Source organism: Aeromicrobium duanguangcaii (assembly GCF_024508295.1).
GTDB lineage: Bacteria > Actinomycetota > Actinomycetes > Propionibacteriales > Nocardioidaceae > Aeromicrobium > Aeromicrobium duanguangcaii.
The window spans coordinates 2477746-2502950 of the sequence record NZ_CP101990.1 but is presented as its reverse complement, the minus strand read 5'-3'; the positions used below and the strand labels follow the sequence as shown (position 1 = coordinate 2502950).

At 72.0% G+C, this 25205-nt stretch carries 16 protein-coding genes; 13 read left to right on the top strand and 3 right to left on the bottom strand.

Going from position 1 to position 25205, the window contains the following annotated elements:
• Positions 1-24: 24 nt before the first annotated feature.
• Both NP095_RS12385 and NP095_RS12380 read left to right on the top strand, forming a co-directional pair.
• Positions 25-2832 carry a glycosyltransferase family 2 protein gene (locus tag NP095_RS12385; protein ID WP_232418591.1) on the top strand — a complete coding sequence of 936 codons (2808 nt, stop codon included), beginning with the start codon at positions 25-27 and terminating at the stop codon, positions 2830-2832.
• Positions 2829-4151 carry a DUF5719 family protein gene (locus NP095_RS12380; protein ID WP_232418592.1) on the top strand — a complete coding sequence of 441 codons (1323 nt, stop codon included), beginning with the start codon at positions 2829-2831 and terminating at the stop codon, positions 4149-4151. Before NP095_RS12385 ends, NP095_RS12380 begins: the two co-directional genes overlap by 4 nt.
• Before the next feature lie 3 nt (positions 4152-4154).
• Here NP095_RS12380 and NP095_RS12375 read toward each other — a convergent pair whose 3' ends face one another.
• Positions 4155-4607, bottom strand: a complete 453-nt coding sequence (locus tag NP095_RS12375; RefSeq protein ID WP_232418593.1) for a metallopeptidase family protein — start codon at positions 4605-4607, stop codon at positions 4155-4157.
• A gap of 48 nt (positions 4608-4655) precedes the next feature.
• On the opposite strand from NP095_RS12375, the gene NP095_RS12370 reads away from it, so the two are divergent.
• From NP095_RS12370 to ettA, 5 genes are all read left to right on the top strand, one after another.
• Positions 4656-5006 (top strand): DUF3499 domain-containing protein, encoded by a 351-nt coding sequence (locus NP095_RS12370; RefSeq protein ID WP_232418594.1) that lies wholly within the window; start codon positions 4656-4658, stop codon positions 5004-5006.
• Entirely contained in the window at positions 5003-5179 is a 177-nt protein-coding gene (locus NP095_RS12365) for a Trm112 family protein (protein WP_232418595.1), read from the top strand. Before NP095_RS12370 ends, NP095_RS12365 begins: the two co-directional genes overlap by 4 nt.
• A 67-nt stretch (positions 5180-5246) precedes the next feature.
• On the top strand, positions 5247-6974 hold the full coding sequence (locus NP095_RS12360; RefSeq protein WP_232418596.1) for a dynamin family protein: 1728 nt from the start codon (positions 5247-5249) through the stop codon (positions 6972-6974).
• Complete coding sequence (locus tag NP095_RS12355) at positions 6971-8569, top strand: GTPase (protein ID WP_232418597.1); 1599 nt, start codon at positions 6971-6973, stop codon at positions 8567-8569. Before NP095_RS12360 ends, NP095_RS12355 begins: the two co-directional genes overlap by 4 nt.
• Positions 8570-8630: 61 nt before the next feature.
• Entirely contained in the window at positions 8631-10313 is a 1683-nt protein-coding gene (ettA, locus tag NP095_RS12350; RefSeq protein WP_232418598.1) for an energy-dependent translational throttle protein EttA, read from the top strand.
• Positions 10314-10395: 82 nt separating this feature from the next.
• Here ettA and NP095_RS12345 read toward each other — a convergent pair whose 3' ends face one another.
• Positions 10396-10884 (bottom strand): MarR family winged helix-turn-helix transcriptional regulator, encoded by a 489-nt coding sequence (locus NP095_RS12345; protein ID WP_232418599.1) that lies wholly within the window; start codon positions 10882-10884, stop codon positions 10396-10398.
• A 96-nt stretch (positions 10885-10980) separates the two neighbouring features.
• Between NP095_RS12345 and NP095_RS12340 the strand changes: the two genes are divergently transcribed.
• A complete protein-coding gene (locus NP095_RS12340; protein WP_232418600.1) occupies positions 10981-11517 on the top strand; it encodes a YceI family protein in 537 nt (178 codons plus the stop codon).
• 72 nt (positions 11518-11589) lie between these two features.
• On the opposite strand, the gene NP095_RS12335 is transcribed toward NP095_RS12340, so the two are convergent.
• Entirely contained in the window at positions 11590-12195 is a 606-nt protein-coding gene (locus NP095_RS12335; RefSeq protein ID WP_232418601.1) for a TetR/AcrR family transcriptional regulator, read from the bottom strand.
• Between the two features lie 95 nt (positions 12196-12290).
• Between NP095_RS12335 and NP095_RS12330 the strand changes: the two genes are divergently transcribed.
• The 5 genes from NP095_RS12330 to acpS all read left to right on the top strand — a co-directional run bounded on the left by NP095_RS12330 (position 12291) and on the right by acpS (position 25105).
• A complete protein-coding gene (locus NP095_RS12330; RefSeq protein ID WP_154596646.1) occupies positions 12291-13436 on the top strand; it encodes an acyl-CoA dehydrogenase family protein in 1146 nt (381 codons plus the stop codon).
• A 40-nt stretch (positions 13437-13476) separates the two neighbouring features.
• Positions 13477-14694 (top strand): acetyl-CoA C-acetyltransferase, encoded by a 1218-nt coding sequence (locus tag NP095_RS12325; protein WP_232418602.1) that lies wholly within the window; start codon positions 13477-13479, stop codon positions 14692-14694.
• A complete protein-coding gene (locus NP095_RS12320; protein ID WP_232418603.1) occupies positions 14691-15443 on the top strand; it encodes an SDR family oxidoreductase in 753 nt (250 codons plus the stop codon). The genes NP095_RS12325 and NP095_RS12320 overlap by 4 nt, the downstream gene beginning before the upstream one ends.
• Positions 15444-15716: 273 nt before the next feature.
• Positions 15717-24701: a type I polyketide synthase gene (locus tag NP095_RS12315; RefSeq protein ID WP_232418604.1), complete on the top strand. Its 8985-nt coding sequence runs from the start codon at positions 15717-15719 to the stop codon at positions 24699-24701.
• Entirely contained in the window at positions 24692-25105 is a 414-nt protein-coding gene (gene acpS / locus NP095_RS12310) for a holo-ACP synthase AcpS (protein WP_232418605.1), read from the top strand. Before NP095_RS12315 ends, acpS begins: the two co-directional genes overlap by 10 nt.
• Positions 25106-25205 lie beyond the last annotated feature (100 nt).

Here is a 25205-nt window from a genome sequence, read left to right as displayed (position 1 = left end):
TCACAACCGCCTAGGGTGGCGAGCATGCACGACGACGCAGAACTGGACGCTCCGGTCGCCGCCTGGCGATCGCGGCCTCCCACCGTCCTCGCCGTGCTGGTGGCCCACCGCGGATCGCGGTGGCTGCCCCAGACACTGGCCGCCCTCGACCGCCTGGATCACCGTCCCGACCACCTCGTGCTGGTCCATGACGACAGCGACCCGGCGACGCGCGACCTGCTGGAGGCCCACGCGGGCGCCTCGCGGGTCGTCAAGGCGCCGCCGCGCAGCGGGTTCGGCGCCCAGGTGGCCGTGGCCGTCGAGTCCGAGGCCGAGGCCTACGACTGGATCTGGCTGCTGCACGACGACCAGATCTGCGATCCCGACGCGCTCTCGGCGCTGCTCGACGAGGCGACCGCGGACCCGGGCATCGGCGTGGTCGGGCCCAAGGTCCGCGAGTGGCCGTCGCTGCGCCGCCTGCTCGAGGTCGGCCTCACCGTCACGGGCACCGGCCAGCGCGAGACGATGCTGGAGTCCGGTGAGCCGGACGCCGGTCAGCACGACCGGGCCCGGGACGTCCTGGCCGTCGGTTCGGCCGGGATGCTCGTCCGACGCGATGTGTGGGAGCGCCTCGGCGGCACCGATCCGCGACTGCCGCTGTTCTTCGACGACATCGACTTCGGTTGGCGGGCGAACCGTGCCGGCTACCGGGTGCGCACCGCGCCCGCCTCGATCGTGTTCCACGCCGAGGCCACCAGCAATCGGCGGCGGGTCCGGCGCAAGGGCGTCCCCGAGAAGGCCGGCGAGCGCCGAGCCGCCGCGCTGTACACGATGCTCGCCAACAGCGACCCGCTGAAGTTCCCGCTGACCAGCATCCGGCTGTTCCTGGGCTCGCTGGTGCGGTTCGTCGGCTTCATCATCGGCAAGGACCTGCGCGCGGCGCGCGGCGAGATCGTCGCGATGGTCACCGTCTTCGCCAACCCCGGCCCGATGATCGCGGCCCGTCGCCGTCGCCGGCCCCTGGTGCGGCGCAGCAATCGCGCGCTCCGTGACCTCTTCGCGCCGTTCTGGATGCCGTACCAGCACGGGCTCGACGTCGCCGCCACCACGTTCCAGGTCGTCGTGCGCCCCGAGTCGGTGGAGTCGCTCGGCCTGCGCTCGATCGGGGTGGGGGACGAGGACGAGGAGGATCCCGTCATCGTCGACAGGCCGCCGTGGTGGCGTCGATGGCCGTGGTTGACGTGGGTGCTGGTGCTCCTCCTGGGCTCCGTCGTGGCGGCACGCTCGGTCGCCACCGGCAGCCTGTTCAGCCCGGTCCTGCCCGCCTCGCCGGACTCGATCCGGCCGTGGTGGGGACTGATCTTCGAGCGGTCGCACGCCGTGGGCCTGGGCAGCGCCGACGGCGCTCCGGCCTACGTCCTGCCGCTCGCGGTGGTGGGCCTGGTCGTGTGGTTCGCGCCGGGCATCATCGCCGGGATCCTGACCGTCCTGGCCGTCCCGTTCGCGGCCCTCACCGCGCACCGCTTCGGCCGTCTCGTCAGCGACGACCGCGCCGTCCGCATGGCGTGGGCCGCCTCCTACGGCCTGATGGTCGCGGTCACCGGAGCCGTCGCCGACGGCCGGCTGGGCACAGTCGTGGCCCTCGTCGTGGCACCGCTGTTCGCCAACGTCCTCCTGCGGCTCGTCCTCGAGCCGCAGTGGACGCGTGCCGTCCTCGTCGGCGTCTGGATCGCGCTGGTCGCCGCCTTCGCGCCGGTCGCCTGGGCGCTGGGCATGATCGCCCTGGCCGCGTGCGCTCTGCTGGTGCGTCGGGCGGCGCGGTACCTCGCGCTCAGTGCCGCGGTCGGCACGGTCCTGCTGGGGCCGTGGCTGTTCGACCGCGTCTTCTCGGACCGCATCTGGTGGGAGGCCGGCAGCCCCGTCGACGCCCCGGCCACGGCGTGGGACGTCGTGACCGGCACCGGCGGAGGCGTCGGCTCGGGCCCGTGGTGGATCGCGCTCCCGCTGCTCGTGCTGGCCGTCGCGGCACTCGTCCCGTCGGCGACCCGGCGCGCCGTGACCGCCGCCTGGATCGTCGCGCTCGTGGGACTGGCGGCGGGTCTGCTCGCGTCGATGTCGGCGTTCGTGCCCTACCCCGGAGCTCCGGAGGTGCGGGCGTGGTCCGGCCTCGGCGCCGGCGTCTGGATGGGCGGCCTGCTGACGGCCGTGCTCTTCGCGTGGCCCGTCCTGCGCACCCGCCGCTACCGGTCCTGGCGCCGCCCGGCGATCGCCCTGCTGGCGGCCTTCCCGATCCTGGCCGGCGGTTGGCTCGTGGTGCGCGGCATCGACGACCCGCTCGAGTCCGGGGACGCGCGCGTCGTTCCGGTGTTCCTGGCCGCCCGCCCGGGCACCACGGTCGTCCTGACCGGTGACTCCGAGTCGGGCATCGTCGCGGACGCCGTCGTCGGACCCGGTCCGTACCTCGGGGCCGAGGCCCTGCGCACGACCGCCGACCGCGAGAAGCTCCTGCACGACACCATCGAGTCCCTCGTGACGACCCCCACCCGCGACGACGTCGACCAGCTCGCCCGGCTCGGCGTCGACAGCCTGTATGCCCCGGACGTCGACCTGGACCTGGCGCGGCGGATCGATGCGGCCCCGGGCCTGGCGCAGAAGGGCAGTGACTCGCCGGACTCGCGCGTCTGGTCGGTCACATCCGACGTGAAGCCCGACCCGGCTCCGCGTGCGAGTGCTGCCCGCCCCTGGCTCGCGGGCGCCTGGATGCTCGCGTGGGTGGCCGCGGTCATCGCGGCGCTGCCGGTACGCCGCAACCCGACGTCTGAGCCCGCGCCGGATGACGAGGAGAACGCATGATCGGCCGCATTCCCGTTCGCCTGGTGCTCCCGTTGATCGCCCTCGCGCTCGTCGGGGCGGCGTCGTTCGTGCCCGAGCCCGACCCGCCCGTCGTGGCGGGAGGCAGCAGCCGCGTCGACGTCCGCCAGACCGTGTGGGCCTGCCAGGTCGCGCCAGGGTGGACCGTGGCCGCCGGCCAGGTCTCGCCCGGCACCGAAGCGGTCGCCCGGCCGATCCCGAAGGAGGCCGCCCCCGATCCCGTCTGGGCGCAGGCCGATCGCTGGCGCACGGCCGAGCCCGGCGGTGAGGCATTCGTCCTCGAGCAGTCCGGCGCCGGGTCGGGATCGGTCGGCTACGTCGCCGGCACGCGCTCGGGCGACGCCGTCCTCGGTTCGTGCCCGCCGGTCGTCGACGAGGCCTGGTTCGTCGGTCTCGGCGACACCGGACGCGCCGATGCCACCGTGACGCTCATCAATCTCGGCGACAACCGTGCCGTCGCCGACCTCACCTGGTGGGGCGAGAACGGGCCGATCCAGTCCCTCGACACCTCGGGGCTCGTGGTCGAGCCCGGCGAGCGGCGCGAGATCTCCGTCGACGACGTCGCCGCCGGTGAGGGCGCCGTGGCCGCACACGTCTCGCGACGGCGCGGCTCCTTGACCGCGGTGGCCCTGGATGCCGGCCGCGCGGGTGCCGACCTGGTGTCCCCGGCCGCCGGTCCCGCGAAGTCCCAGGTCCTCGCGGGCATCCCGCGCGGCGGAACGACGCGACTCGAGCTGGCCAACCCCGGCACGTCCACGGCGCACGTCAGCGTCTCGGTGCGCGGGCCCAAGGGGTCGTTCGCAGCCCAGGGACTCGAGGACGTCTCGGTCGAGCCCGAGTCCGTCCGGGTCGTGACGGTGCCCGGCTCGGTCGACCTCGACCAGGCGTCGCTGGCGATCACGTCGGACCTGCCGGTCGTGGCCTCGGCGACCGTCGAGACCGACGACGACCTCGCACGCGTCGCCCAGGCGCGCTCGATCACCGGGCCCGCCGTCGTCCCGGTCCGGATGGACGGCCGCGCGGTCCGCCTCGTGCTCACGGCCGACACGTCCGCCGAGGTCGTCGTCGAGTCGTTCTCGGCGTCGATGGAGTCGCTCGGCGAGCGCCGGGTGAAGCTCGAGGAGGGCGCCTCCACCGCCGTCGGTGCGCCGCGCGGAAAGCCGGCGTACCTCGTGGTCAGGCCCGTGGACGGCGCCGAGATCAGAGCCGGCCTGTGGCAGGTCGACGGCGAGCGGATCGCGGCCGCGACGGTCCGCGAGGCGCCCGTGTCGGTGGTCGCCCCGGGCGTCTCGGTGCGCTGAGCCTCAGTCGCGCGGGTCGAGGTCCTCGGGGTCGTGGTGCCACACCTCGCCGAGCCGGGTCAGCAGCACGGTCCAGACCGCGTCCTCGATGTCAGCGGCCGAGCGCGCCCGGCCGATGATGGGCAGCCGGTAGATCACGATCCGGTAGCCGCCGGGAGCCGGGTTCACGATGCTGCGGGGGACCGGCTCGTCCCAGCCGTACGGCAGCAGCGGAGCCTCCTCGATCGCGACCTCGACGTGGTCGGGCTCGCGGGCGAAGTGGCGGTCCAGCCGCGTGAGGACGTCCGCCACGAGCTCGTCGAAGGCCTGGCGGGGAGTCCGGTGGATGGGGGCGCCGTGCGGCGTCAGCGGGCCGGGCAGCGAGAACACGCCGCGGGGGCCGCGTCCGCGCCGGTCGCGGGCGGCGCCGGGCCGGGGGCCGTGCACGGGTATACCGGGTCCGGGTTCGCTGGCCACGCGGTGAGCCTACTGCGGCCGGCTGGGGCCGGGGGTTAACCTCGCCTCGTGGGACTGCAACGTCGATGCTCGCGCGCAGGCTGCCCGAATTCCGCGGTGGCCACCTTGACGTACGTGTACGCCGATTCGACCGCCGTGCTGGGGCCGTTGGCCACCTATGCCGAGCCGCACGCCTACGATCTGTGCTCCCGGCACGCCGAGCGACTCTCCGCGCCGCAGGGCTGGAGCGTGGTGCGACTCGCCCCCCAGTTCACCGAGCCGGAGCCGACCCACGACGACCTCGTCGCCCTGGCCGAGGCCGTGCGCGAGGCCGGCCGTCCCACCACCGAGGTCGCGACGGACGACGGTGGCCCCGTGTTGCGTCTGGTGCGCGACGACTCGGCTACGGTGGTCCCGTGAACCTCGATCCAGCCCTCGTCGAGATCCTGGTGTGCCCGCAGTGCCGCTCCGGCCTGTTCGTGGACGTCGACGCCGACGAGCTCGTGTGCAACGGCTGCGCCCTGGCGTACCCGGTCCGCCGCGACATCCCGGTGATGCTGGTCGACGAGGCGCGTCCGCTCAGCAACATCTGAAACATCGGCCCCCGGTGTTTGGTGCGTCCCGGGGTTCTGTCTGCTCTACGATGGTGAGAGATCTGAGATGACAGAGCCGACCGCCATTCCCCCGCGCGAGGCCGTGGTCGAGGACGGTTTGCTCCAGGGCCTCTCGGGCCTGGCTGCCGCTGTCGTCGCCACGCCCTTGGTGCTTGAGGTCCCCGGAGTCGAACGGGACCGCGCTTTGCAGCGCGAAGTGGCCGAACAACTCGGCGATTACGTCGTTCCCCGCCTCGAGAACATCGGCGCTCCGCTGCTGGTCGTCGTGGGCGGTTCCACCGGTGCCGGCAAGTCCACGTTGGTCAACTCGATCGTGGGCCGCCGCGTCACGGCGACGGGTGTCCTGCGCCCCACGACCCGCACGCCGGTGCTCGTCCACCACCCCGCCGACACCGAGTGGTTCCGCTCCGGCCGGATCCTGCCCGAGGTCGCGCGGACCGGCTCGAACAGCCGTCGCGCCAACACCATCCGCCAGGTCGCCTGCTCGACCCTGTGGCCCGGGGTCGCGGTGCTCGACGCCCCCGACTTCGACTCGATCGACGAGACCAACCGCGAGATGGCCGAGCAGCTGCTCGGCGCCGCCGACCTGTGGCTGTTCGTGACCTCAGCGGCTCGGTACGCCGACCAGGTCCCGTGGGACTACCTGCGCCGGGCCTCCGACCGCGACGCCTCGGTCGCCGTCGTCCTCGACCGCACCTCGGACGACGCCCTGGTCGAGGTGCGCCGTCACCTCGCCCGGATGCTCAGCGAGCACGGCCTGTCCGACGTCGCCCTGTTCTCCGTCCCCGAGTCGTCGCCCGACTCCGAGGGCGTGCTGCCCGCCGGCGACGTCTCCCAGGTCATCACCTGGCTGCGCATGCTGGCCGACGACGAGGCGCAGCGGCGCGCGATCGTCCTGCGGACGCTCCAGGGGGCGATCCTGCACGACATCGAGTCGTCCCGGCGGCTGGAGGGCGCGCTGGCCCGTCAGGTCGACGCCGCCGAGAAGCTGCGCAAGGACGTCGAGTCGGTCTATCTCGGGGCGCATCGCGACCTGATGACGGCTGCGACCGATGGCACGATGCTGCGCGGCGAGGTGCTGGCCCGCTGGCAGGACTTCGTGGGCTCGGGCGAGATCTTCCGCAAGCTCGAGCGGTCCGTCGGCTCCTGGCGCGACCGGCTGTTCAAGCGCAAGCCCGCCGGCCCCGACGAGGTCGAGGAGGCTGCGCTCTCCGGGCTGCACCTGATGATCCTCGATCGCGCCGAGCGCGCCGCCGAGGAGGTGTCGCGTGCCTGGGACGGCTCCGAGCCCGGCCGGGTGCTGCTGGACCGCCAGCGCGGACTGGACCGTGCGTCACGCGACGTCCGCGTGCGGGCCGAGCGCATCGCCCGCGAGTGGCGTGAGGCCGTGTTCGAGCTGGTGGCCGAGCAGGGCGCCGACAAGAAGAGCAAGGCGCGCGCCCTGTCGCTGGGCGTCAACGCCGCCGGTGTGAGCCTGATGGTGGTCGTCTTCGCCGGCACGGCAGGACTCACGGGCGCCGAGCTGGGCATCGCCGGCGGCACCGCCGCCGCGGGCCAGGCCGTGCTCAACGCCGTCTTCGGCGACCAGGCGGTCCGGGCCCTGGTCGAGGAGGCCGCGCGCGACCTGTCGCGCCGGCTGGAGGACCTCTTCCAGTCCGAGGCCGACCGGTACCTGGCCCTGCTGCCCGATCCGAACAAGTTGGAGACTGCCCAGTGGCAGCTCCAGGCGGCGATCGCCGCCGTCGACAAACCCCGAGGGAGGCGGAGCCGATGAGCGCACTCGATGAGCGCGTCACTGCCTTGCGCTCGGCCATCGAGGCCGCAGGCGACGTGATCGATCCCGCCGTCGCCGGTCCCGCCGAGGCCACGTTCACCCATGCCCAGGAGCGACTCGAGCTCTCGTCCCAGCACACCGTGGTGGCGCTGGTCGGATCCACCGGCTCGGGGAAGTCGTCGCTGTTCAACCGGCTCAGCGGGCTGGAGCTGGCCGAGGTCGGCTACCTGCGCCCCACCACGTCGACGCCGCTGGCCTGTGCCTGGGGCCCGGCCGGCGCGACCGAGCTGCTCGACTGGATCGGCATCGCCCGCCGCGACCAGATCGCCCGGCGCAGCATCCTCGACGCGCCCCGCGACGACGCCTTCGAGGGCCTGGTCCTGTTGGACCTTCCCGACCACGACTCGGTCGTGCACGAGAACCACGACGTCGTCGACCACGTCGCGCGCTACGCCGACCTCTTCGTCTGGGTGCTGGACCCCCAGAAGTACGCCGACGCCGCGATCCACGAGAACTACCTCGCGCCGCTGTCGACGCACAAGGACGCCTCGCTCGTCGTCCTGAACCAGGCCGACCGGTTGAGCGACACCGACCTGAAGATCGCGGTCGACGACCTCGAGCAGATCCTCGAGCGCGAGGGCTTCGGTGGCGTGCCCGTCATCGCGACCAGCGCCCTGACCGGCGCCGGGCTGCCCGAGCTGCGTGCCGAGATCGGCCGCCGCATCACCTCCAAGCGGGCGTCGCAGTCCCGCCTCGTCGCCGACGTGCGCCAGGTCGCGCGGCGGCTTGCCGAGGCCGGGGGAGTCGAGCCGGTCCCCGGACTCGATCGCCCCACCCGCGATGCCCTGGTCGAGACGTTCGTCGCTTGCGCCGGTGTGCCCCAGATCGCCGACGCCGTCGAGGACTCGATGGCCCGGCGCGCCGTCGTGGCCACCGACTGGCCCCTCATCGGCTGGGTCGGCCGGCTGCGGAACGACCCGCTGCGCGAGCTGGGCTTCGGCCGGTCCGCGCGCGACGCGGTCGCCGGGTCGATGCCGATCTCGCCGTCGGTGCAGCGCGCCCGGGCCGATCTCGCCCTGCGCGAGGCCACCGAGACGGCAACCGAGGGCATGTCCCGACCCTGGCGCGCCTCCGTGCTCGACAACGTCGTGGGCGACGGATCCCGAGCGGTCATCGACGAGCTCGACGAGGCGGTCGCCGGCGTCGACCTGGGCCTGAAGCGCCGTCCGCTCTGGTGGACCGCCGTCGGAGCCCTGCAGTGGCTGACCCTGATCGCCGTGGTCGTCGGGGGCGCCTGGTGCATCGCGTCGATCTTCGGTCTGGTGGACCCCGATCCGTGGTCCGGCGCGCCGCGGCCGCTGGGCATGAGCCTGCCCCTCCTGGCCGTCGCCCTCGGACTGGTCTTCGCCATCGTCCTGACCCTGGTGTCGCGATGGCTCGGCGGCGTGGCTGCTCGTAGAGCGGGCGCGCGGGCCGAGAAGGCGCTCACCGAAGCGATCAACCGCACCACCGAGCGGATCGTCGTGGCGCGCCTGCGCCACGAGCTCGACCGCTACGAGCGCTGGTGCAACGGCTTGGCCGCCGCCACGCGCTGAGCCGTGCCCGCGCCTGCCGGTCAGACACTGTTGCCGCGCTCTGGCTAGGCTGGTGGGCATCATGGCTGACTACGTCCTCTCTCTGCGCAACGTCCGCAAGGCCCACGGCGACAAGGTCGTCCTCGACGACGTCTCCCTCTCGTTCCTGCACGGGGCGAAGATCGGCGTCGTCGGCCCCAACGGCATGGGCAAGTCGACCTTGCTCAAGCTGATGGCCGGCCTCGACCAGCCCAACAACGGCGACATCGTCCGCGACCCCGACGCGTCCGTCGGCATGCTCCAGCAGGAGCCGCCGCTGACCGAGGGCAAGACGGTCCTCGAGAACGTCGAGGAGGCCGTCTCCGACATCAAGGGCAAGATGAAGCGCCTCGAGGAGGCGTACGCCGAGATGGGCGAGCCCGACGCCGACTACGACGCCCTCATGGCCGAGACCGGCGACCTGCAGACCTACTTGGACAACACGAACGCCTGGGACGTCGACAGCCGCCTCGAGCAGGCCATGGACGCCCTGCGCTGCCCGCCCTCGGACGCGCTGGTCGACAACCTCTCCGGTGGTGAGCGCCGCCGCGTCGCGCTGTGCAAGCTGCTGCTGCAGCAGCCCGACCTGCTGCTGCTCGACGAGCCCACCAACCACCTGGACGCCGAGAGCGTGCAGTGGCTCGAGGGCCACCTCAAGAGCTACCCCGGCGCCGTCCTGGCCGTGACCCACGACCGGTACTTCCTGGACAACGTCGCCGAGTGGATCGCCGAGGTCGACCGCGGCCAGATCCACGGCTACGAGGGCAACTACTCGACCTACCTCGAGACCAAGAAGGACCGTCTCAAGATCGAGGGCCAGAAGGACGCCAAGCGCGCCAAGATGCTCGAGCGCGAGCTCGAGTGGGTCCGCTCCAACGCCAAGGGCCGCCAGACCAAGAGCAAGTCGCGTCTGGCCCGCTACGAGGAGCTCGCCGCCGAGGCCGAGAAGGCCCGCAAGATCGACACCACCGACATCAACATCCCGGCCGGCCCGCGCCTGGGCGACGTCGTCCTCGACGCCAAGCACCTGACCAAGGGCTTCGAGGGACGCGTGCTGTGGGACGACATCAGCTTCTCGCTGCCGCGCGCCGGCATCGTGGGCGTCGTCGGCCCCAACGGCGTCGGCAAGACCACGCTGTTCCGCATGATCACCGGCAACGAGGAGCCCGACTCCGGCGAGCTCGAGGTCGGCAAGACGGTGAAGATCAGCTACGTCGACCAGAACCGCGCGAACATCGACCCGAACAAGAACGTCTGGGAGGTCGTCTCCGAGGGGCTCGACTTCATCAAGGTCGCCAACTTCGAGATGAACAGCCGCGCCTACGTGGCGTCGTTCGGCTTCAAGGGCTCGGACCAGCAGAAGAAGGCCGGCGTTCTCTCCGGCGGTGAGCGCAACCGCCTGAACCTGGCGCTGACCCTCAAGCAGGGCGGCAACATGCTGCTGCTCGATGAGCCCACCAACGACCTGGACGTCGAGACCCTGTCCTCGCTGGAGGACGCGCTGCTGGACTTCCCCGGCTGCGCCGTGGTCACCTCGCACGATCGCTGGTTCCTCGACCGCATCGCCACGCACATCCTGGCGTGGGAGGGCACCGAGGAGAACCCGGGCAACTGGTTCTGGTTCGAGGGCAACTTCGCGTCCTACGAGGCCAACAAGATCGAGCGCCTCGGCGAGGAGGCGGCCCGCCCGCACCGCGTCACGCACCGCCGCCTGACCCGCGACTGAGGTCCCGCCCTCGTCCCGAGATTTGCTCCCCTTCCGACCTTTGAGTCCCTTTCAAAGGTCGGAAGGGGAGCATTTCTCGTTCTTAGAAGCGGCGGCCGCCGATCGACTCCTGAACGGCCTCCATGACGCGCCGGACCGCGGCGAGGTCCTCGGGGGACGCCAGGTCGACGAGGTACTCGCGCACCCCGCGCACGTGGGTGTGGGCCGCGGTGGCCAGCAGCTCGAACCCCTTGTCGGTCAGCACGGCGCTGACGCCGCGGCCGTCGGTGCCGCACTGGGTGCGCACGACGATGCCGTCGCGCTCGAGCCGGCTGATCGTGTGGGTGATGCGGCTGCGTGAGTGCGACAGGGCCGCGGCCAGGTCGGCCATGCGGATCGACCGGTCGGGCGCCTCCGAGAGCCGCACGAGGATCTCGTACTCCGACATCGACAGCCCGTGCTCGCTGCGCAGGTCGCGGTCGAGCCGGTCCATCAGGACCGTCGAGCCGCCCAGGAAGGCGCGCCACGAACGCTGTTGCCCCTCGTCGAGCCACCGGGTGTCGTTGACGGAGGCGATGGGCAGATCGGTCATGGGAACTAGTTTACATGTTCAACGACTTGGTTGAAAGTTCAATCAAGGTGTAGTGTTCAACATGTTGAACGATCAACCACAGACTTCAGGAGACACATGAACGACATCACCACCGGCACCTGGCAGCTTGACCCGACGCACACCGAGATCGGCTTCACGGTGCGTCACCTGATGAGCAAGGTGCGTGGCAAGTTCGAGAAGTTCGAGGGAACGATCGTCACCGCCGAGGACGTCACCGCCTCCACCGCGACCGCCACGATCGACCTCTCGTCGATCAACACCGGCACCGCCGACCGTGACAACCACCTGCGCTCGGGCGACTTCTTCAACGTCGAGACCAGCCCGACGATGACGTTCGTCTCGACCGGCGTCGTGCGCAAGGACGACACCGAGTTCGTCGTCGCCGGCGACCTGACCATCAAGGACGTCACCAAGCCGATCGAGCTCGCGGTCGAGTTCCTCGGCGAGGGCAAGGACCCGTGGGGCGGCACCCGCGTCGGCGTCGAGGCCAAGGGCCAGATCAGCCGCAAGGCCTGGGGCATCGACTTCAACATCCCGCTCGAGGGCGACAAGGTCATGATCGGCGACAAGATCACGCTGCAGATCACCGCCGAGGCCGTCCTGCAGGCCTGACCTGCAAGCGCCCGACAGGGCCCGCGACACCCTTCCCCCGGGTGGCGCGGGCCCTTTCGTCGTCTCCGGGGGTCAGGCGGTGGCGCCGACCATCCGCACGGCGAGCTCGCCGTGCAGGGCCGCGATGTCATCGGGCGTGGTCGAGCCGCCCGGGTGGTACCAGCGCACCAGGTCGATGCTGAGCGAGAGCAGGGCCAGCGAGGTGCCCTTGGTGTCCGACACGGTCATGACGCCCGCCTCGACACCGGCCTCCAGCGCCTCGCGCATGAGCGCCTCGATGGCGCGGCGGTACTCGGCGATCTCGGCCCGGTGCTCGGGGGTGAGCGCGTCGAACTCGTACTGGACGATGCGCCCGACCCGGCTGTTGACGGCGTGCCACCGGCTGAACTCCTCGACCATCGTGCGCACCCGGACGACGGGGTCCTGCGAGCGGCGGGAGGCTCCCTCGATGATCTCGACCGCGGACTGGTGGCCGCGCCGGGAGATCTCGAACAGCAGGTCCTCCTTCGTGGCGTGGTGCACGTAGACGGCGGCCGGACTCATGCCGGCGCGCGAGGCGATGTCGCGCGTGGTCGTGCCGGCGAACCCGGAGGTGGCGAACGCCTCGACCGCTGCGGCGAGGAGCCGTTCGCGCGTCGAGGCGGAACGATCGCGGTTGTTCGCCGAGTCGGTGCTCATGGTGGACAGCATGACGCAGGAATGTCACACTAAGCAAGCGCTTAGTCATTCCGGGTGGACGCCGATGCGCCACCGATCCCCCGCGAGAGGACCGCATGGACCGCACGATCTACTCCGCCGACCACGAGGACTTCCGCGCGTCCTGCGCCGCCTTCCTCGACAAGCACGCGCGCCCCTTCTCCGAGGAGTTCGTCTCGGCGAAGGCGTTCCCGCGCGAGTTCTGGACGGCCGCCGGCGCCGAGGGCTTCCTCGGCCTCGAGATCCCCGAGGAGTTCGGCGGCGCGGGGGCGGGGGACTTCCGCTTCAACGCCGTCCTGGCCGAGGAGCTCAGCAAGATCACCGCAGCGCTCGCGTCGTGCGTCGGCATCCACACCGACATCGCGACGCCGTACATCGTCGACCTCGGCACCCAGGAGCAGAAGGAGCGCTGGCTGCCGGGCTGCGCCGATGGAACGATCCTCACCGCGATCGGCATGACCGAGCCCAGCGGCGGGTCCGACCTCGCCGCGCTGCGCACCACCGCCGTGCGTGACGGTGACCAGTGGGTCATCAACGGCTCCAAGACCTTCATCACCAACGGGTTCTCTGCCGACCTGGTCCTGACGGCCGTGCGCACGTCGCCCGAGAAGGGCGCGAAGGGCATCACGCTGTTCGCGATCGAGGCGACCGACGAGGGCTTCAGCCGCGGCCGCAAGCTCGACAAGGTCGGCCAGGAGGAGTCCGACACCGCCGAGCTGTTCTTCGAGAACGTCCGCGTCGGCGACGACCGCGTGATCGGCGAGGTCGACCGGGGCTTCATCTACATGATGGAGCGCCTGCCGCAGGAGCGGCTGTCGTGCGCGGTCTCGAACGTGGCGCACGCCAAGCAGATCCTGCTCGAGACGATCCAGTACTGCCACGACCGCAAGGCGTTCGGCCAGTCGATCGGCTCGCTGCAGCACAACAAGTTCCTGCTCGCCGAGCTCGTGACGCAGATCGAGGTCGCCGAGGCGTACGTCGACGCCGCCGTCGCGGCGCACGCGCAGCGCACCCTGACCTCCACCGACGCCGCGAAGGCCAAGTGGTGGAGCTCGCAGGTGCAGAACGAGGTGCTCGACCACTGCGTCCAGCTGCACGGCGGCTACGGATTCATGAACGAGTACCGCGTGGCCCGCGCCTGGCGCGACGCCCGCGTGACCAAGATCTGGGCCGGCTCGAACGAGATCATGAAGGAACTCATCGGCCGCGACCTGGGCTTCTGAGCGAAGCCCTCCGACACACCCCGAGGAAAGGCAAGAACCCATGCCCGAAGCAGTCATCGTCTCCACCGCCCGCTCGCCGATCGGCCGCGCGGGCAAGGGGTCGCTCAAGGACATGCGTCCGGACGACCTGTCCGTCCAGATGATCGAGGCCGCGCTGGCGAAGGTGCCGGGTCTGGATCGCAAGGACATCACCGACCTGCACCTGGGCGTGGGACAGCCCGCGGGCGAGGGCGGCCACAACCTCGCCCGCGCCGTGGCCGTGCTGGCCGGCATGGACCACCTGCCGGGCGTCACCGTCAACCGCTACTGCTCGTCGTCGCTGCAGACCACGCGCATGGCGTTCCACGCCATCAAGGCCGGCGAGGGTGACGCGTTCATCTCCGCCGGCGTCGAGACCGTCAGCCGGTTCGGCAACGGCTTCGCCGACCTCCCGGGCACCGAGAACCCGGCCTTCGCCGACGCGATCGCCCGCACCGCCAAGCGCGCCGAGGGTGGTGCCGACACGTGGACCGATCCGCGCGAGAGCGGCAGCCTGCCGGACCTGTACATCGCGATGGGCCAGACGGCCGAGAACGTCGCGCAGTACCTGGGCATGAGCCGCCGTGAGCAGGACGAGTTCGCCGTCCGCAGCCAGAACCTCGTCGAGCAGCGCATCGAGGAGGGCTTCTGGGCCAAGGACATCACCCCGGTGACGCTGCCCGACGGCACGACCGTCACGAAGGACGACGGCCCGCGCGCCGGCACCACGCTCGAGGCCGTCAGCGGTCTGAAGCCGGTCTTCCGTCCCGACGGCACCGTCACGGCCGGCAACGCCTGCCCGCTCAACGACGGCGCCGCCGCCGTGGTCATCATGAGCGACACCAGGGCCAAGGAGCTCGGTCTGACGCCGCTCGCGCGGATCGTCTCGACCGCCGTCACCGGCCTGTCGCCCGAGATCATGGGCCTCGGCCCGGTCGAGGCCATCCCGGCCGCGCTGAAGAACGCCGGCATGGGCATCGACGACATCGACCTGTACGAGATCAACGAGGCGTTCGCCGTCCAGGCGTGGGGCTCGGCCAAGCAGCTCGGCATCCCGCTGGACAAGCTGAACGTCAACGGCGGCGCCATCGCGGTGGGCCACCCGTTCGGTATGACCGGCGCGCGCATCACGTCCACGCTGATCAACTCGCTGCAGTGGCACGACAAGCAGTTCGGTGTCGAGTCCATGTGCGTCGGCGGCGGCATGGGCATGGCGATGGTCCTGGAGCGCCTCTCGTGACGGAGCGCTTCGCCGGCAAGGTCGCCATCGTCACGGGCGCGTCGCGCGGCATCGGTCTCGGTGTCGCGCAGCGCCTCGTGGCCGACGGCGCCAAGGTCGTCATCACGGCTCGCAAGACCGAGGCCCTCGAGGCCGCGGTCGCCGAGCTCGGCCCGGACAACGCCGCGTACGTGGCGGGTGCGGCCGACGACGTCGACCACCAGGACGAGACGATCGCCACGGCGCTCGAGCGCTTCGGCGGGCTGGACTTCCTGGTCAACAACACCGGCATCAACCCCACCTATGGGCCGATGATCGAGATGGACCTCACCGCGGGTCGCAAGATCTTCGAGGTCAACGTGCTCGGTGCGGTCTCGTGGGCGCAGAAGGCGTACAACGCCTCGCTGAAGGACAACGGCGGCGCGATCGTCAACATCGCCTCGGTCGCGGGCCTCAAGCCGGCGCCGGGGATCGGCATGTACGGCGCCTCGAAGTCCGCCGTCATCCACGTGACGCAGGAGCTGTCGCTGGAGCTGGCGCCGAACGTGCGCGTCAACGCGGTGGCGCCCGCGGTCGTCAAGACTCGGTTCGCCGGCGCGCTGTACGAGGGCCGTGAGGAGGAGGTCGCCTCGGCCTACCCGCTGAAGCGGCTCGGCCTGCCCGAGGACATCGCGGGCGTCGTGACGTTCCTGCTGTCCGAGGATGCGGCCTGGGTGACGGGTCAGTGCCTGGCGATCGACGGCGGTCTCACGCTGACCGGCGGCGTCTGACGCTCGATGTTCGCGACGGGCCCCGGGACGATGTCCCGGGGCCCGTTGTCGTGGCTTTTGCTGAATCCTGCGCGAAAGGCGCTTTCTGCGGCGCTCTGAGGGATAAGTTGTCCCCACAGTGTGGGTAACCATGTGTGTAACACGTGGTTACAAACTCCACCAGTCACACGGGTCCCGCCGGGCCCGATCACACCATGCCGTGTGACATAAAACATGAGGAAACCCTCGGATTAAAGATGAGGAAAGCCTCACGTTTGTGTGAGGATGGTGGGCATGACGACGCTCGACACCTCCGTGTTCCGCACTCCGGCCGCCACCGATCGCCGGTCCGACAGCCTCCTCGACGACCTGCGCGCGGGCACCGCCTGGGCCCTGGTCTTCGGTGGCCAGGGCGGTGACTGGCTCCAGCCGCTGTCCGACGTGGTGCGCGACTTCGCGCTGGAGGCCGAGGTCGCCGACCTGGTGCGCCGCAGCGACGCGATGATCGCACCGGTCGCCGCCGAGATCGCACGCGGTGGTGTCGCCTTCGATCCCGTGGCATGGGTCGACGTGCTGGCCGTCGGTGAGTCCGCCGAGGACGACGACGCGCCCGGTCTGCCGGCCGGGACCGAGCTCACCGCTCCTGCGGCCTCGGTCCCGGGCATCACGCTGGCGCAGCTGGCCGGCCTGCGCGCCCTGTCGCGGCAGGGCCTCGACATCGTCGCTTATCCGCCGGTCGCCGTCGTCGGCCACTCGCAGGGCGTCCTGGCCGCCGAGGCCCTGGCCGGCGTGCCCGAGGTGGAGGTGCTGGCGCTGGCGCGTCTCATCGGCGCCGCCGCGCAGCTGGTCGGTCGCCGTCGCGGTCTCCTGGGCCGCACGATGCTGTCCGTCTCGGGAGTCGTCCCCGAGCGGATCGCCGAGATCGTCGAGGGAACGGGCGCCGTCTGCCGCATCCGCAACGGGCGTCGCTCGGTCGTGCTGTCCGGCCCCGAGGCGGCCCTCGAGGCAGCCACCGCACGGCTCGAGCAGGTCGCGGCGCACGAGGCGGACCTGCGGGAGCGGAAGGTCACCGGCGGTGCTCCGTTCAGTCCCGTGATCGATCCGGTCGACTCCGTCCTGGCCTTCCACCACCCCGACCTCGCGGCCACGGCCGACCTCGTGGCCGACTGGGCCACCCGGATCGGCATCGACTCCGAGCACGCCCGCCGGGTCACCGAGCGAGCCATCGTCGACCCGGTCGACTGGGTGCAGGAGATCACCGCCGCGCTCGACGCGGGCGCCGACTGGATCATCGACCTGGGCCCCGGCGACGTCGCCTCGCGCCTCTCGTCGACCGAGGTCCGCTCGCGCGGCGTCGGCCTGGTCGCCGCCACCACCCGTCGCGGACATCGCGAGCTGACCATCAGCGGCGCGCGACCCGTGCTGCCCGTCGCCTGGTCGGCCCACGCGCCGCGCCTCACGACCCTGCCGGACGGATCGACCGTCGTCGAGACCGCCTTCACCCGCGCCACCGGCAAGTCGCCGATCCTGCTCGCGGGGATGACGCCGACCACCGTCGACGCCCCGATCGTCGCCGCGGCCGCCAACGCCGGATTCTGGGCCGAGCTGGCCGGCGGCGGACAGGTCACCGAGGAGATCTTCGACGCGCGCATCGCCGAGCTGGGCACCCTGCTCGACGACGGCGCGACCTTCCAGTTCAACTCGCTCTTCCTCGACCCGTACCTGTGGCGACTGCAACTGGGACAGAGCCGGCTCGTCCAGCGCGCCCGCGCGGCCGGTGCGCCCATCGACGCCGTCATCGTGACGGCCGGCATCCCCGAGCTCGAGGAGGCCGTGGCGCTCGTCGACGAACTGACCGAGGCCGGCATCGAGCACGTCGTCTTCAAGCCCGGCACCGTCCGCCAGATCCGTCAGGTCCTCGCGATCGCCAAGCAGGTGGACCGCACCGTCATCGTCCAGGTCGAGGGCGGCCGCGCCGGCGGCCACCACTCGTGGGAGGACCTCGACGACCTGATCCTGGCCACCTACGGCGAGCTGCGGTCGCAGTCGAACGTCGTGGTGTGCGTCGGCGGCGGGATCGGCACGGCCGACGGCGCCGCGGCGTGGCTGACCGGCACGTGGGCCCACCGCCACGGCTTCCCGGACATGCCCGTCGACGGCATCCTCGTCGGCACGGCGGCGATGGCGACGCTCGAGGCCACGACCGCTCCCGAGGTCAAGCAGCTGCTCGTCGAGACCCGCGGCACGGGCGCCTGGGTCGGCGCCGGCACCGCGAAGAACGGCATGGCCTCCGGCCGCAGCCAGCTCGGCGCGGACATCCACGAGATCGACAACACCGCCTCGCGCACGGGCCGGCTGCTCGACGAGGTCGCCGGTGACGCCGAGGCCGTGGCCGCACGCCGCGACGAGATCATCGAGGCGCTCGACCGCACGGCCAAGCCGTACTTCGGTGACGTCGCCACCATGACCTACGCCCAGTGGCTGCGCCGGTTCGTCGAGCTCTCGGGCACCACCGTCGACGGCTCGCCGCAGTGGCTCGACGCGTCCCTGCGCGACCGCTTCCACGCGATCCTCCAGCGCGCCGAGGCCCGCCTGGCTGACCAGGACCGCGGCGAGGTCGAGACCCTGTTCCCGAGCACGTCGGACGTCGAGGACGGCATCGACGCGCTCGACCGGCTGCTCGGGGCGTACGTCGACGCCGCGACCGTCACCCTGCACCCGGCCGACGAGGCGTTCTTCGTCGAGGTCTGCCGCCGCGCCGGCAAGCCGGTCAACTTCGTCCCCGTCGTCGACGCGGACGTGCGTCGCTGGTGGCGCTCGGACTCGCTGTGGCAGGCGCACGACCCGCGGTACTCGGCCGACGAGGTCTGCATCATCCCCGGCACGGCCAGCGTCGCCGGCATCACGCGCGCCGACGAGCCCGTGGCCGACCTGCTGCAGCGCTTCGAGGACGCGGCGGTCGACGCTCTGCTCGCCGCCGGCCGTGCGCCGCAGCGCGTGCCCGGCCGCCGTCGCGAGGACGAGTCCGCGCTCGCCGGTGGGCTGGCGCTGCTGCTCGCCGCGCCCGACGTGAGCTGGGCGGGCCGCTCGGTCCGCAACCCGGTGCACCGCCTCGGCGCCGAGTGGGTGCTGACGTCCCCGACCACGGCCGAGCAGGCCGTCACGGGGGCGCGACTCGTCACGGCGGGGGACTCCTCCGTCGACCTGACGGTCCCCCTGGGCGGGGGCCGCGAGCTGACCCTGCGCATCGACGTGCCGGTGACGACCGCGAAGGGCCACGCGCCCGTCGTCTCCACGGAGTCCGCCGTCGCCGCCATGGCGCAGATCGTGCGGGGCGCCGTCGCCGGTGAGCTCCCCGAGGTCCGTGACGGCGTCGCTCGCCTGAGCGCGGACTGGGACCCCGACCTCGCGGCGGACCACGCAGCCGTCAGCGCGGGACCGCTCGTCCTCGGTCGGCATCGCGTCCCCGACGTGCTGGTCGGCCTCGCCTGGCCCGCCGTCTTCGCCGTGATCGGTGACGCGCGCACCGCCGACGGCGCGCCCGTCGTCGAGGGGATGCTCGACCTCGTCCACCTCGACCACGCGGTCACCGCCGGTCGACTGCCCGCCGATCACGCGACGCTCGAGGTCCGCGCCTCGTTGGTCTCGGTCGAGGAGTCCACGTACGGTCGCGTCGTGACGGTCGACGTCACCGTCGGCGACGTCGCCACGATGCGCGAGCGGTTCGCGATCCGCGGCCGGATGGGCAGTGCGTCGCTGGCCGACCCGGCGCGTGCCGGGGGCGTCCTGGGCGATGCCGAGGTGAAGGACACGCCGCGTCGCTCCCGCGTCCGCGTGACCGTGCCGGCGCCGACGGACCTGATGCCGTTCGCAGCCGTGACCGGCGACCACAACCCCATCCACACCAGCACCGCCGCCGCGCGGCTGGCCGGCCTCGGCGGGCCCATCGTCCACGGCATGTGGACCTCCGCGGCGGCCCAGCACGCCGTGACCTCCGAGACCGGACGCCGCATCGCCGGGTGGACCACCCGCTTCATGGCTCCGGTGCGCCCGGGCGCCGAGGTCGAGATCCGCGCCGACCGCGTGGGTCTGACCCAGGGCCGCGAGGTCCTCGACGTCACGGTGAGGTCCGAGGGCGAGATCGTCATGGCCGCATCGGCCCTGACCGATGCGCCCCGCACCGCCTACGCCTTCCCGGGCCAGGGCATCCAGAGCCCCGGCATGGGGATGGCCGGCTACCAGCGCTGTCCCGCCGCGCGCGAGGTCTGGGACCGGGCCGACCGGCACACCCGCGAGGCGCTCGGCTTCTCGATCCTGACCGTCGTGCGCGACAACCCGACCGAGCTGACCGTCCACGGCGTCACGCACCACCACCCGGAGGGCGTGCTGTACCTGACCCAGTTCACACAGGTCGCGATGGCGGTCCTGGGCGCTGCCCAGATGGCGGAGCTGCGCGAGGGCGGCGCGTTCGTCGACGGCGCGATCCTGGCCGGCCACTCCGTCGGCGAGTACAACGCGCTCGCCGCGGTCTCGGGCGTCATCAGCCTGGAGGCCGTCGTCGAGGTCGTGTTCCAGCGCGGCTCGGTCATGCACACGCTCGTGGCCCGCGACGAGAAGGGCCGCAGCGACTACCGACTTGCGGCGATCCGTCCCTCGCAGATCGGCCTGGCCGACGACGAGGTGAAGGACTACGTGGAGGGTCTCGGCGAGGCCTCCGGCGAGTTCCTGCAGATCGTGAACTACAACATGCGCGGCTCGCAGTACGCGATCGCGGGAACCGTCCGTGGCCTGGAGGTCCTGGAGGAGGACGTCGCCGAGCGCCGCCGGCGGTTCGGTGGCAAGGCGGCCTTCATCCTGGTCCCCGGCATCGACGTGCCGTTCCACAGCCGCGTGCTGCACGGCGGCGTGCCGGACTTCCGCCACAAGCTGCAGGAGCTGCTGCCGCCCGCGATCGACCCGTCGATCCTCGAGGGCCGGTACGTCCCGAACCTCGTGCCGAGGCCGTTCAGCCTCGACGAGGACTTCATTCGCGAGGTCGAGGAGTACGTCGGCACGACCGTGCGGCGCTCCGACGACCCGGGCGTGCTGTGCCGCGACCTGCTGATCGAGCTGCTGGCGTGGCAGTTCGCCAGCCCGGTGCGCTGGATCGAGACGCAGGACCTCATGTTCACCCCCGTCGAGGAGGGTGGCCTCGGCGTCGAGCGCTTCGTCGAAGTGGGCGTCGGCTCCGCTCCGACGGTCGCGAACCTGGCCGCCGGCACGCTCAAGCTGCCCGGCTACCCGGCCGTCGAGGTGCTCAACGTCGAGCGCGACGCTGCGGCCGTCTACGGCACGGACGAGGACCCCGCCCCGGTCGAGGACGAGGCCGAGGTCGAGGGACCGAGCGACGCGCAGCAGGCCGCCGCGCCCGCGGCGCCCGCGGCCACGGGTGGCCCCGCCACCCAGACTGCCGCCGACCTGCCGTTCACGGCGGCGGACGCCACGCGCGTCCTCGTCGCCTGGTGGACGAAGCTGCGGTTGGACCAGCTCGGTGCGGCCGACTCGATCGAGTCGCTCACCGACGGCGCGTCCAGCCGGCGCAACCAGTTGCTGATCGACCTGGGCGGCGAGCTCTCGCTCGGCGCGATCGACGGGGCGGCCGAGGCCGACCTCGTGACGCTCGGCGGGCAGGTCGACGCCTTGGCGCGCACCTACAAGCCGTTCGGCCCGGTGCTGGGCGAGGCGTTCTCGGATCACCTGAAGAAGGTGCTCGGCCCGACTGGCCGCAAGCAGTCGGCCGTGGCCGAGCGGGTCACAGGTGCGTGGCAGCTGGGATCGGGCTGGGCGTCGCACGTCCTGGCCGAGCTGGCGATGGTGACCCGCGAGGGCCAGAGCGTCCGCGGTGGCGCGTTCGGCGAGGCGTCCATCGCCTCGGCCGGCGACGTCGACGCGGCGATCGACGCAGCCGTGCAGTCCGTGGCCGCGCGCCACGGGGTGACTGTCCAGATGCCGTCGGCCGGTGGTGGCGATGGAGCCACGATCGACGCCGCGGCGCTGGGTGAGTTCACCGCGGCCATCACGGGTCGCGACGGTGTGCTGGCCTCGGCCGCGCGTCTCGTGCTGGAGCACCTCGACCTGGTCGACGTGCCGGAGACGGTCGAGCCCGACGAGCAGGCGGCCACGGTCGTCGAGCGCGTCGAGGCCGAGCTCGGCTCGGACTGGATCAAGGCGACCGCTGGTGTCTTCGACGCCGAGCACGCCGTGGTCCTGGACGACCGCTGGGCCTCGGCCCGCGAGGACCTCGCACGACTGGCCCACGGGGACGACGTCGACGGCTCGTTCGTCGGCACCGGCGAGGTCGTCGCCAAGCAGGCCGAGCACTGGCTCGCCCGCACCGGTGACGAGCGGTTCGGGCGCATCGCGGCCGAGGCCCGGGACACCAGTGCCGGCGTCTTCGCCGGTGAGGTGGCGGTCGTGACCGGCGCGGCCGACGGCTCGATCGCCGGCTCCGTCGTGGGTGGGCTGCTGGCCGGCGGCGCGACCGTCGTGGCGACCACGTCGTCGCTCGCGCCGAAGAAGCTGGCGTTCTTCAAGGACCTCTACCGCCGGCACGCCCGGGGCGGAGCCGTGCTCTGGGTCGTCCCGGCGAACCTGGCGTCCTTCGCGGACGTCGACGCGCTGGTCGAGTGGATCGGGACCGAGCAGTCCCGCACTGCCGCGGGCGTCACGACGGTCTCGAAGCCGGCCCTGACCCCGACCCTGCTCGTGCCGTTCGCGGCCGGCCGGGTCATGGGCGACGCGACCGAGGCCGGCCCGCGGGCCGAGCTGGAGATGCGCATCCTGCTGTGGTCGGTCGAGCGTCTGGTCGGCGCCCTGTCGTCGTCGGTCACCGACCGGAACCTCGACGCGCGGCTGCACGTGCTGCTGCCGGGCTCGCCCAACCGCGGCATGTTCGGCGGTGACGGCGCCTACGGCGAGGCGAAGGCCGCGCTCGACGCGCTGGTCACCAAGTGGGGCTCCGAGAAGCGCTGGGCCGACAAGGTCACGCTGGCTCACGCCATCATCGGCTGGGTCCGGGGCACGGGCCTCATGGGCGGCAACGACCCGCTGGTCGAGGCCGTCGAGGCCGCCGGCGTGCGCACGTGGTCACCCGACGAGATGGCCGCCGCGCTGCTCGAGGCGTGCACCGCCGAGGCCCGCCGTGAGGCGGCCGAGGGTCCGCTCACGCTGGACCTGACGGGTGGTCTCGGTGACGCCGACCTGGACCTGCGGGCCCTGGCCGAGCAGGCCCAGCGCGAGCGTGCCGAGCAGGGTGCCGAGGACGTCTCGGACACCGCGACGATCCCGGCGCTGCCCGCACCGCCGTCGCGCCTGGATCGTGTGCAGACGCCCGACTGGGCCGAGGTCACGGCCCGTCCGGAGGACCTCGTCGTCATCGTCGGCGCCGGCGAGCTGGGCCCGTACGGCTCGGCGCGCACGCGCTTCGAGATGGAGGTCGAGGACCGCCTGTCGGCCGCCGGCGTGCTCGAGCTGGCATGGTCCACGGGCCTGCTCAGCTGGGACGCGACGAACCGCGGCTGGTTCGACACCGCCTCCGGCGAGGTCGTCGCCGAGCACGAGATCGCGGATCGTTACGAGGACGCCGTTCGCGAGCGGATCGGCGTGCGCCGGTACGCCGACGACGGCGAGATGGTCGACAACAGCGCCCCGTTGCTGGCGTCGGTCTACCTCGATCAGGACCTGACGTTCACGGTCTCGGGTGAGGCGGAGGCGCTGGCCATGCGCGACGCCGACCCGCAGCACACCGTGATCGCACAGGACGGCGAGGGCGAGTGGACGGTGACCCGCAAGGCGGGCACGCAGGTGCGGGTGCCGCGCCGGATGAAGCTGACCCGTACGGTCGGCGGCCAGATCCCGACGGGCTTCGACCCCACGGTCTGGGGCGTTCCGGCCGAGATGGTCGAGGCGGTCGACCGCGTGGCGCTGTGGAACCTCGTCTGCACGGTGGACGCGTTCCTGTCGTCCGGCTTCACGCCGGCCGAGCTGATGCGCTGGACCCATCCGACCCTCGTGGCCAACACGCAGGGCACCGGCATGGGTGGCATGTCGTCGATGCACTCGCTGTACATCGACACCCTGCTGGGCGAGGCGAAGCCGAACGACATCCTGCAGGAGGCGCTGCCGAACGTCATCGCCGCCCACGTCGTGCAGTCCTACGTCGGCAGCTACGGCGCGATGATCCACCCGGTCGCCGCCTGTGCCACCACGGCCGTGTCGGTCGAGGAGGGCGTGGACAAGATCCGCCTCAACAAGGCCGAGTTCGTCGTCGCCGGCGGCTTCGACGACCTCTCGGTCGAGGGGATCGTCGGCTTCGGTGACATGTCGGCCACGGCGGAGTCCGCGGCCATGGCGGCCAAGGGGATCGAGGACCGCTACTTCAGCCGGGCCAACGACCGCCGCTACGGCGGGTTCGTCGAGTCGCAGGGCGGCGGCACGATCCTGCTGGCGCGCGGTGATCTGGCCGCCAAGATGGGCCTGCCGGTGCTCGGCGTCGTCGCGTACGCGGCCTCGTTCGCCGACGGCGTCCACACGTCGATCCCGGCTCCGGGCCTCGGTGCCCTGGCGGCGGGTCGCGGCGGCCGCGAGTCGCAGCTGGCTCGCTCGCTCTCCGCGCTGGGCGTGGGCGCCGACGACATCGGAGTGCTGTCCAAGCACGACACGTCGACGGGCGTCAACGAGCGCAACGAGTCCGAGTTGCACGAGCGGCTGGCCGCGGCGCTGGGTCGCAGCGACGGCAACCCGCTGTTCGTCATGAGCCAGAAGGCGCTGACCGGTCACGCGAAGGGCGGCGCGGCCGCGTTCCAGCTGATCGGGCTGTGCCAGGTGCTGGAGGGTGGCGTGCTGCCGCCGAACCGCAGCCTGGACTGCGTCATGGACGACCTCGCCGAGCACGAGCACCTGGTCTGGCTGCGCGAGTCGCTGGCGACGGGGCCGCTCAAGGCGGGCCTGCTGACCAGCCTGGGCTTCGGTCACGTGGCCGGGCTGATCGCCGTGGTGCACCCGCAGGCGTTCGTGGAGACATTGCCTGCCGACGAGCGCGAGCGCTACCTCGAGGCGGCCGAGCGTCGCCGGATCGAGGGCCGCATGCGGCTCGTCGACGCGATGTACGGCGGTGACGCGCTGTACCGGCGTCCCGCGGGTCGTCGGCTGGGGGAGTCGGGCGTGCGCGAGCGTGAGGCCGCGCTGCTGCTCGACGACAGTGCCCGGCTCGGAGACGACGGGGTGTACGCGTGCCGGTGATCGGCACGGGGATCGACCTCGTGGACGTGCCCGGATTCGCCGAGGAGTTGCGGCGACCGGGCACCCGCGCCGGCAGCGCCTTCACCGCTGCCGAGCGCCGCGACGCCCGGAGCTCGCCTTCGGGCCCCGGGCGTCGCACCCCCGATCTCGAGATGGCGTCACTCGCTGCCCGGTGGGCGGCGAAGGAGGCGTTCATCAAGGCCTGGTCGGAGTCGCTGTGGGGCGAGCCCCCGGTGATGGACGAGCACGTGCACGCGTCGATCGAGATCATCCGCGACGCCTGGGGCCGCCCGCGGGTGCGTCTGCTGGGCGAGGTCGCGAAGCGCCTGCCGGACGTCGCCATCCACGTGAGCCTCAGCCACGACGGCGACTACGCCACCGCGATGGTGACCCTCTCCGCCTGACCCGAGATTTGCTCCCATTCCCACCTTTCACCGCCCCTGAGACGTCGAGATGGCAGCAAATCTTGCGCTCCCGGTGAACACGGCTTCCGCAGGTGCGGCT

What these genes read in the sequence shown, in the direction of transcription:
- NP095_RS12385 (WP_232418591.1), top strand. Translation starts at nt 25, where the DNA reads ATGCACGACGACGCAGAACTGGACGCTCCGGTCGCCGCCTGGCGATCG.
- NP095_RS12355 (WP_232418597.1), top strand. Translation starts at nt 6,971, where the DNA reads ATGAGCGCACTCGATGAGCGCGTCACTGCCTTGCGCTCGGCCATCGAG.
- NP095_RS12315 (WP_232418604.1), top strand. Translation starts at nt 15,717, where the DNA reads ATGACGACGCTCGACACCTCCGTGTTCCGCACTCCGGCCGCCACCGAT.
- NP095_RS12340 (WP_232418600.1), top strand. Translation starts at nt 10,981, where the DNA reads ATGAACGACATCACCACCGGCACCTGGCAGCTTGACCCGACGCACACC.
- NP095_RS12345 (WP_232418599.1), bottom strand. Translation starts at nt 10,884, where the DNA reads ATGACCGATCTGCCCATCGCCTCCGTCAACGACACCCGGTGGCTCGAC.
- NP095_RS12335 (WP_232418601.1), bottom strand. Translation starts at nt 12,195, where the DNA reads ATGAGCACCGACTCGGCGAACAACCGCGATCGTTCCGCCTCGACGCGC.
- NP095_RS12360 (WP_232418596.1), top strand. Translation starts at nt 5,247, where the DNA reads ATGACAGAGCCGACCGCCATTCCCCCGCGCGAGGCCGTGGTCGAGGAC.
- ettA (WP_232418598.1), top strand. Translation starts at nt 8,631, where the DNA reads ATGGCTGACTACGTCCTCTCTCTGCGCAACGTCCGCAAGGCCCACGGC.
- NP095_RS12380 (WP_232418592.1), top strand. Translation starts at nt 2,829, where the DNA reads ATGATCGGCCGCATTCCCGTTCGCCTGGTGCTCCCGTTGATCGCCCTC.
- NP095_RS12325 (WP_232418602.1), top strand. Translation starts at nt 13,477, where the DNA reads ATGCCCGAAGCAGTCATCGTCTCCACCGCCCGCTCGCCGATCGGCCGC.
- NP095_RS12330 (WP_154596646.1), top strand. Translation starts at nt 12,291, where the DNA reads ATGGACCGCACGATCTACTCCGCCGACCACGAGGACTTCCGCGCGTCC.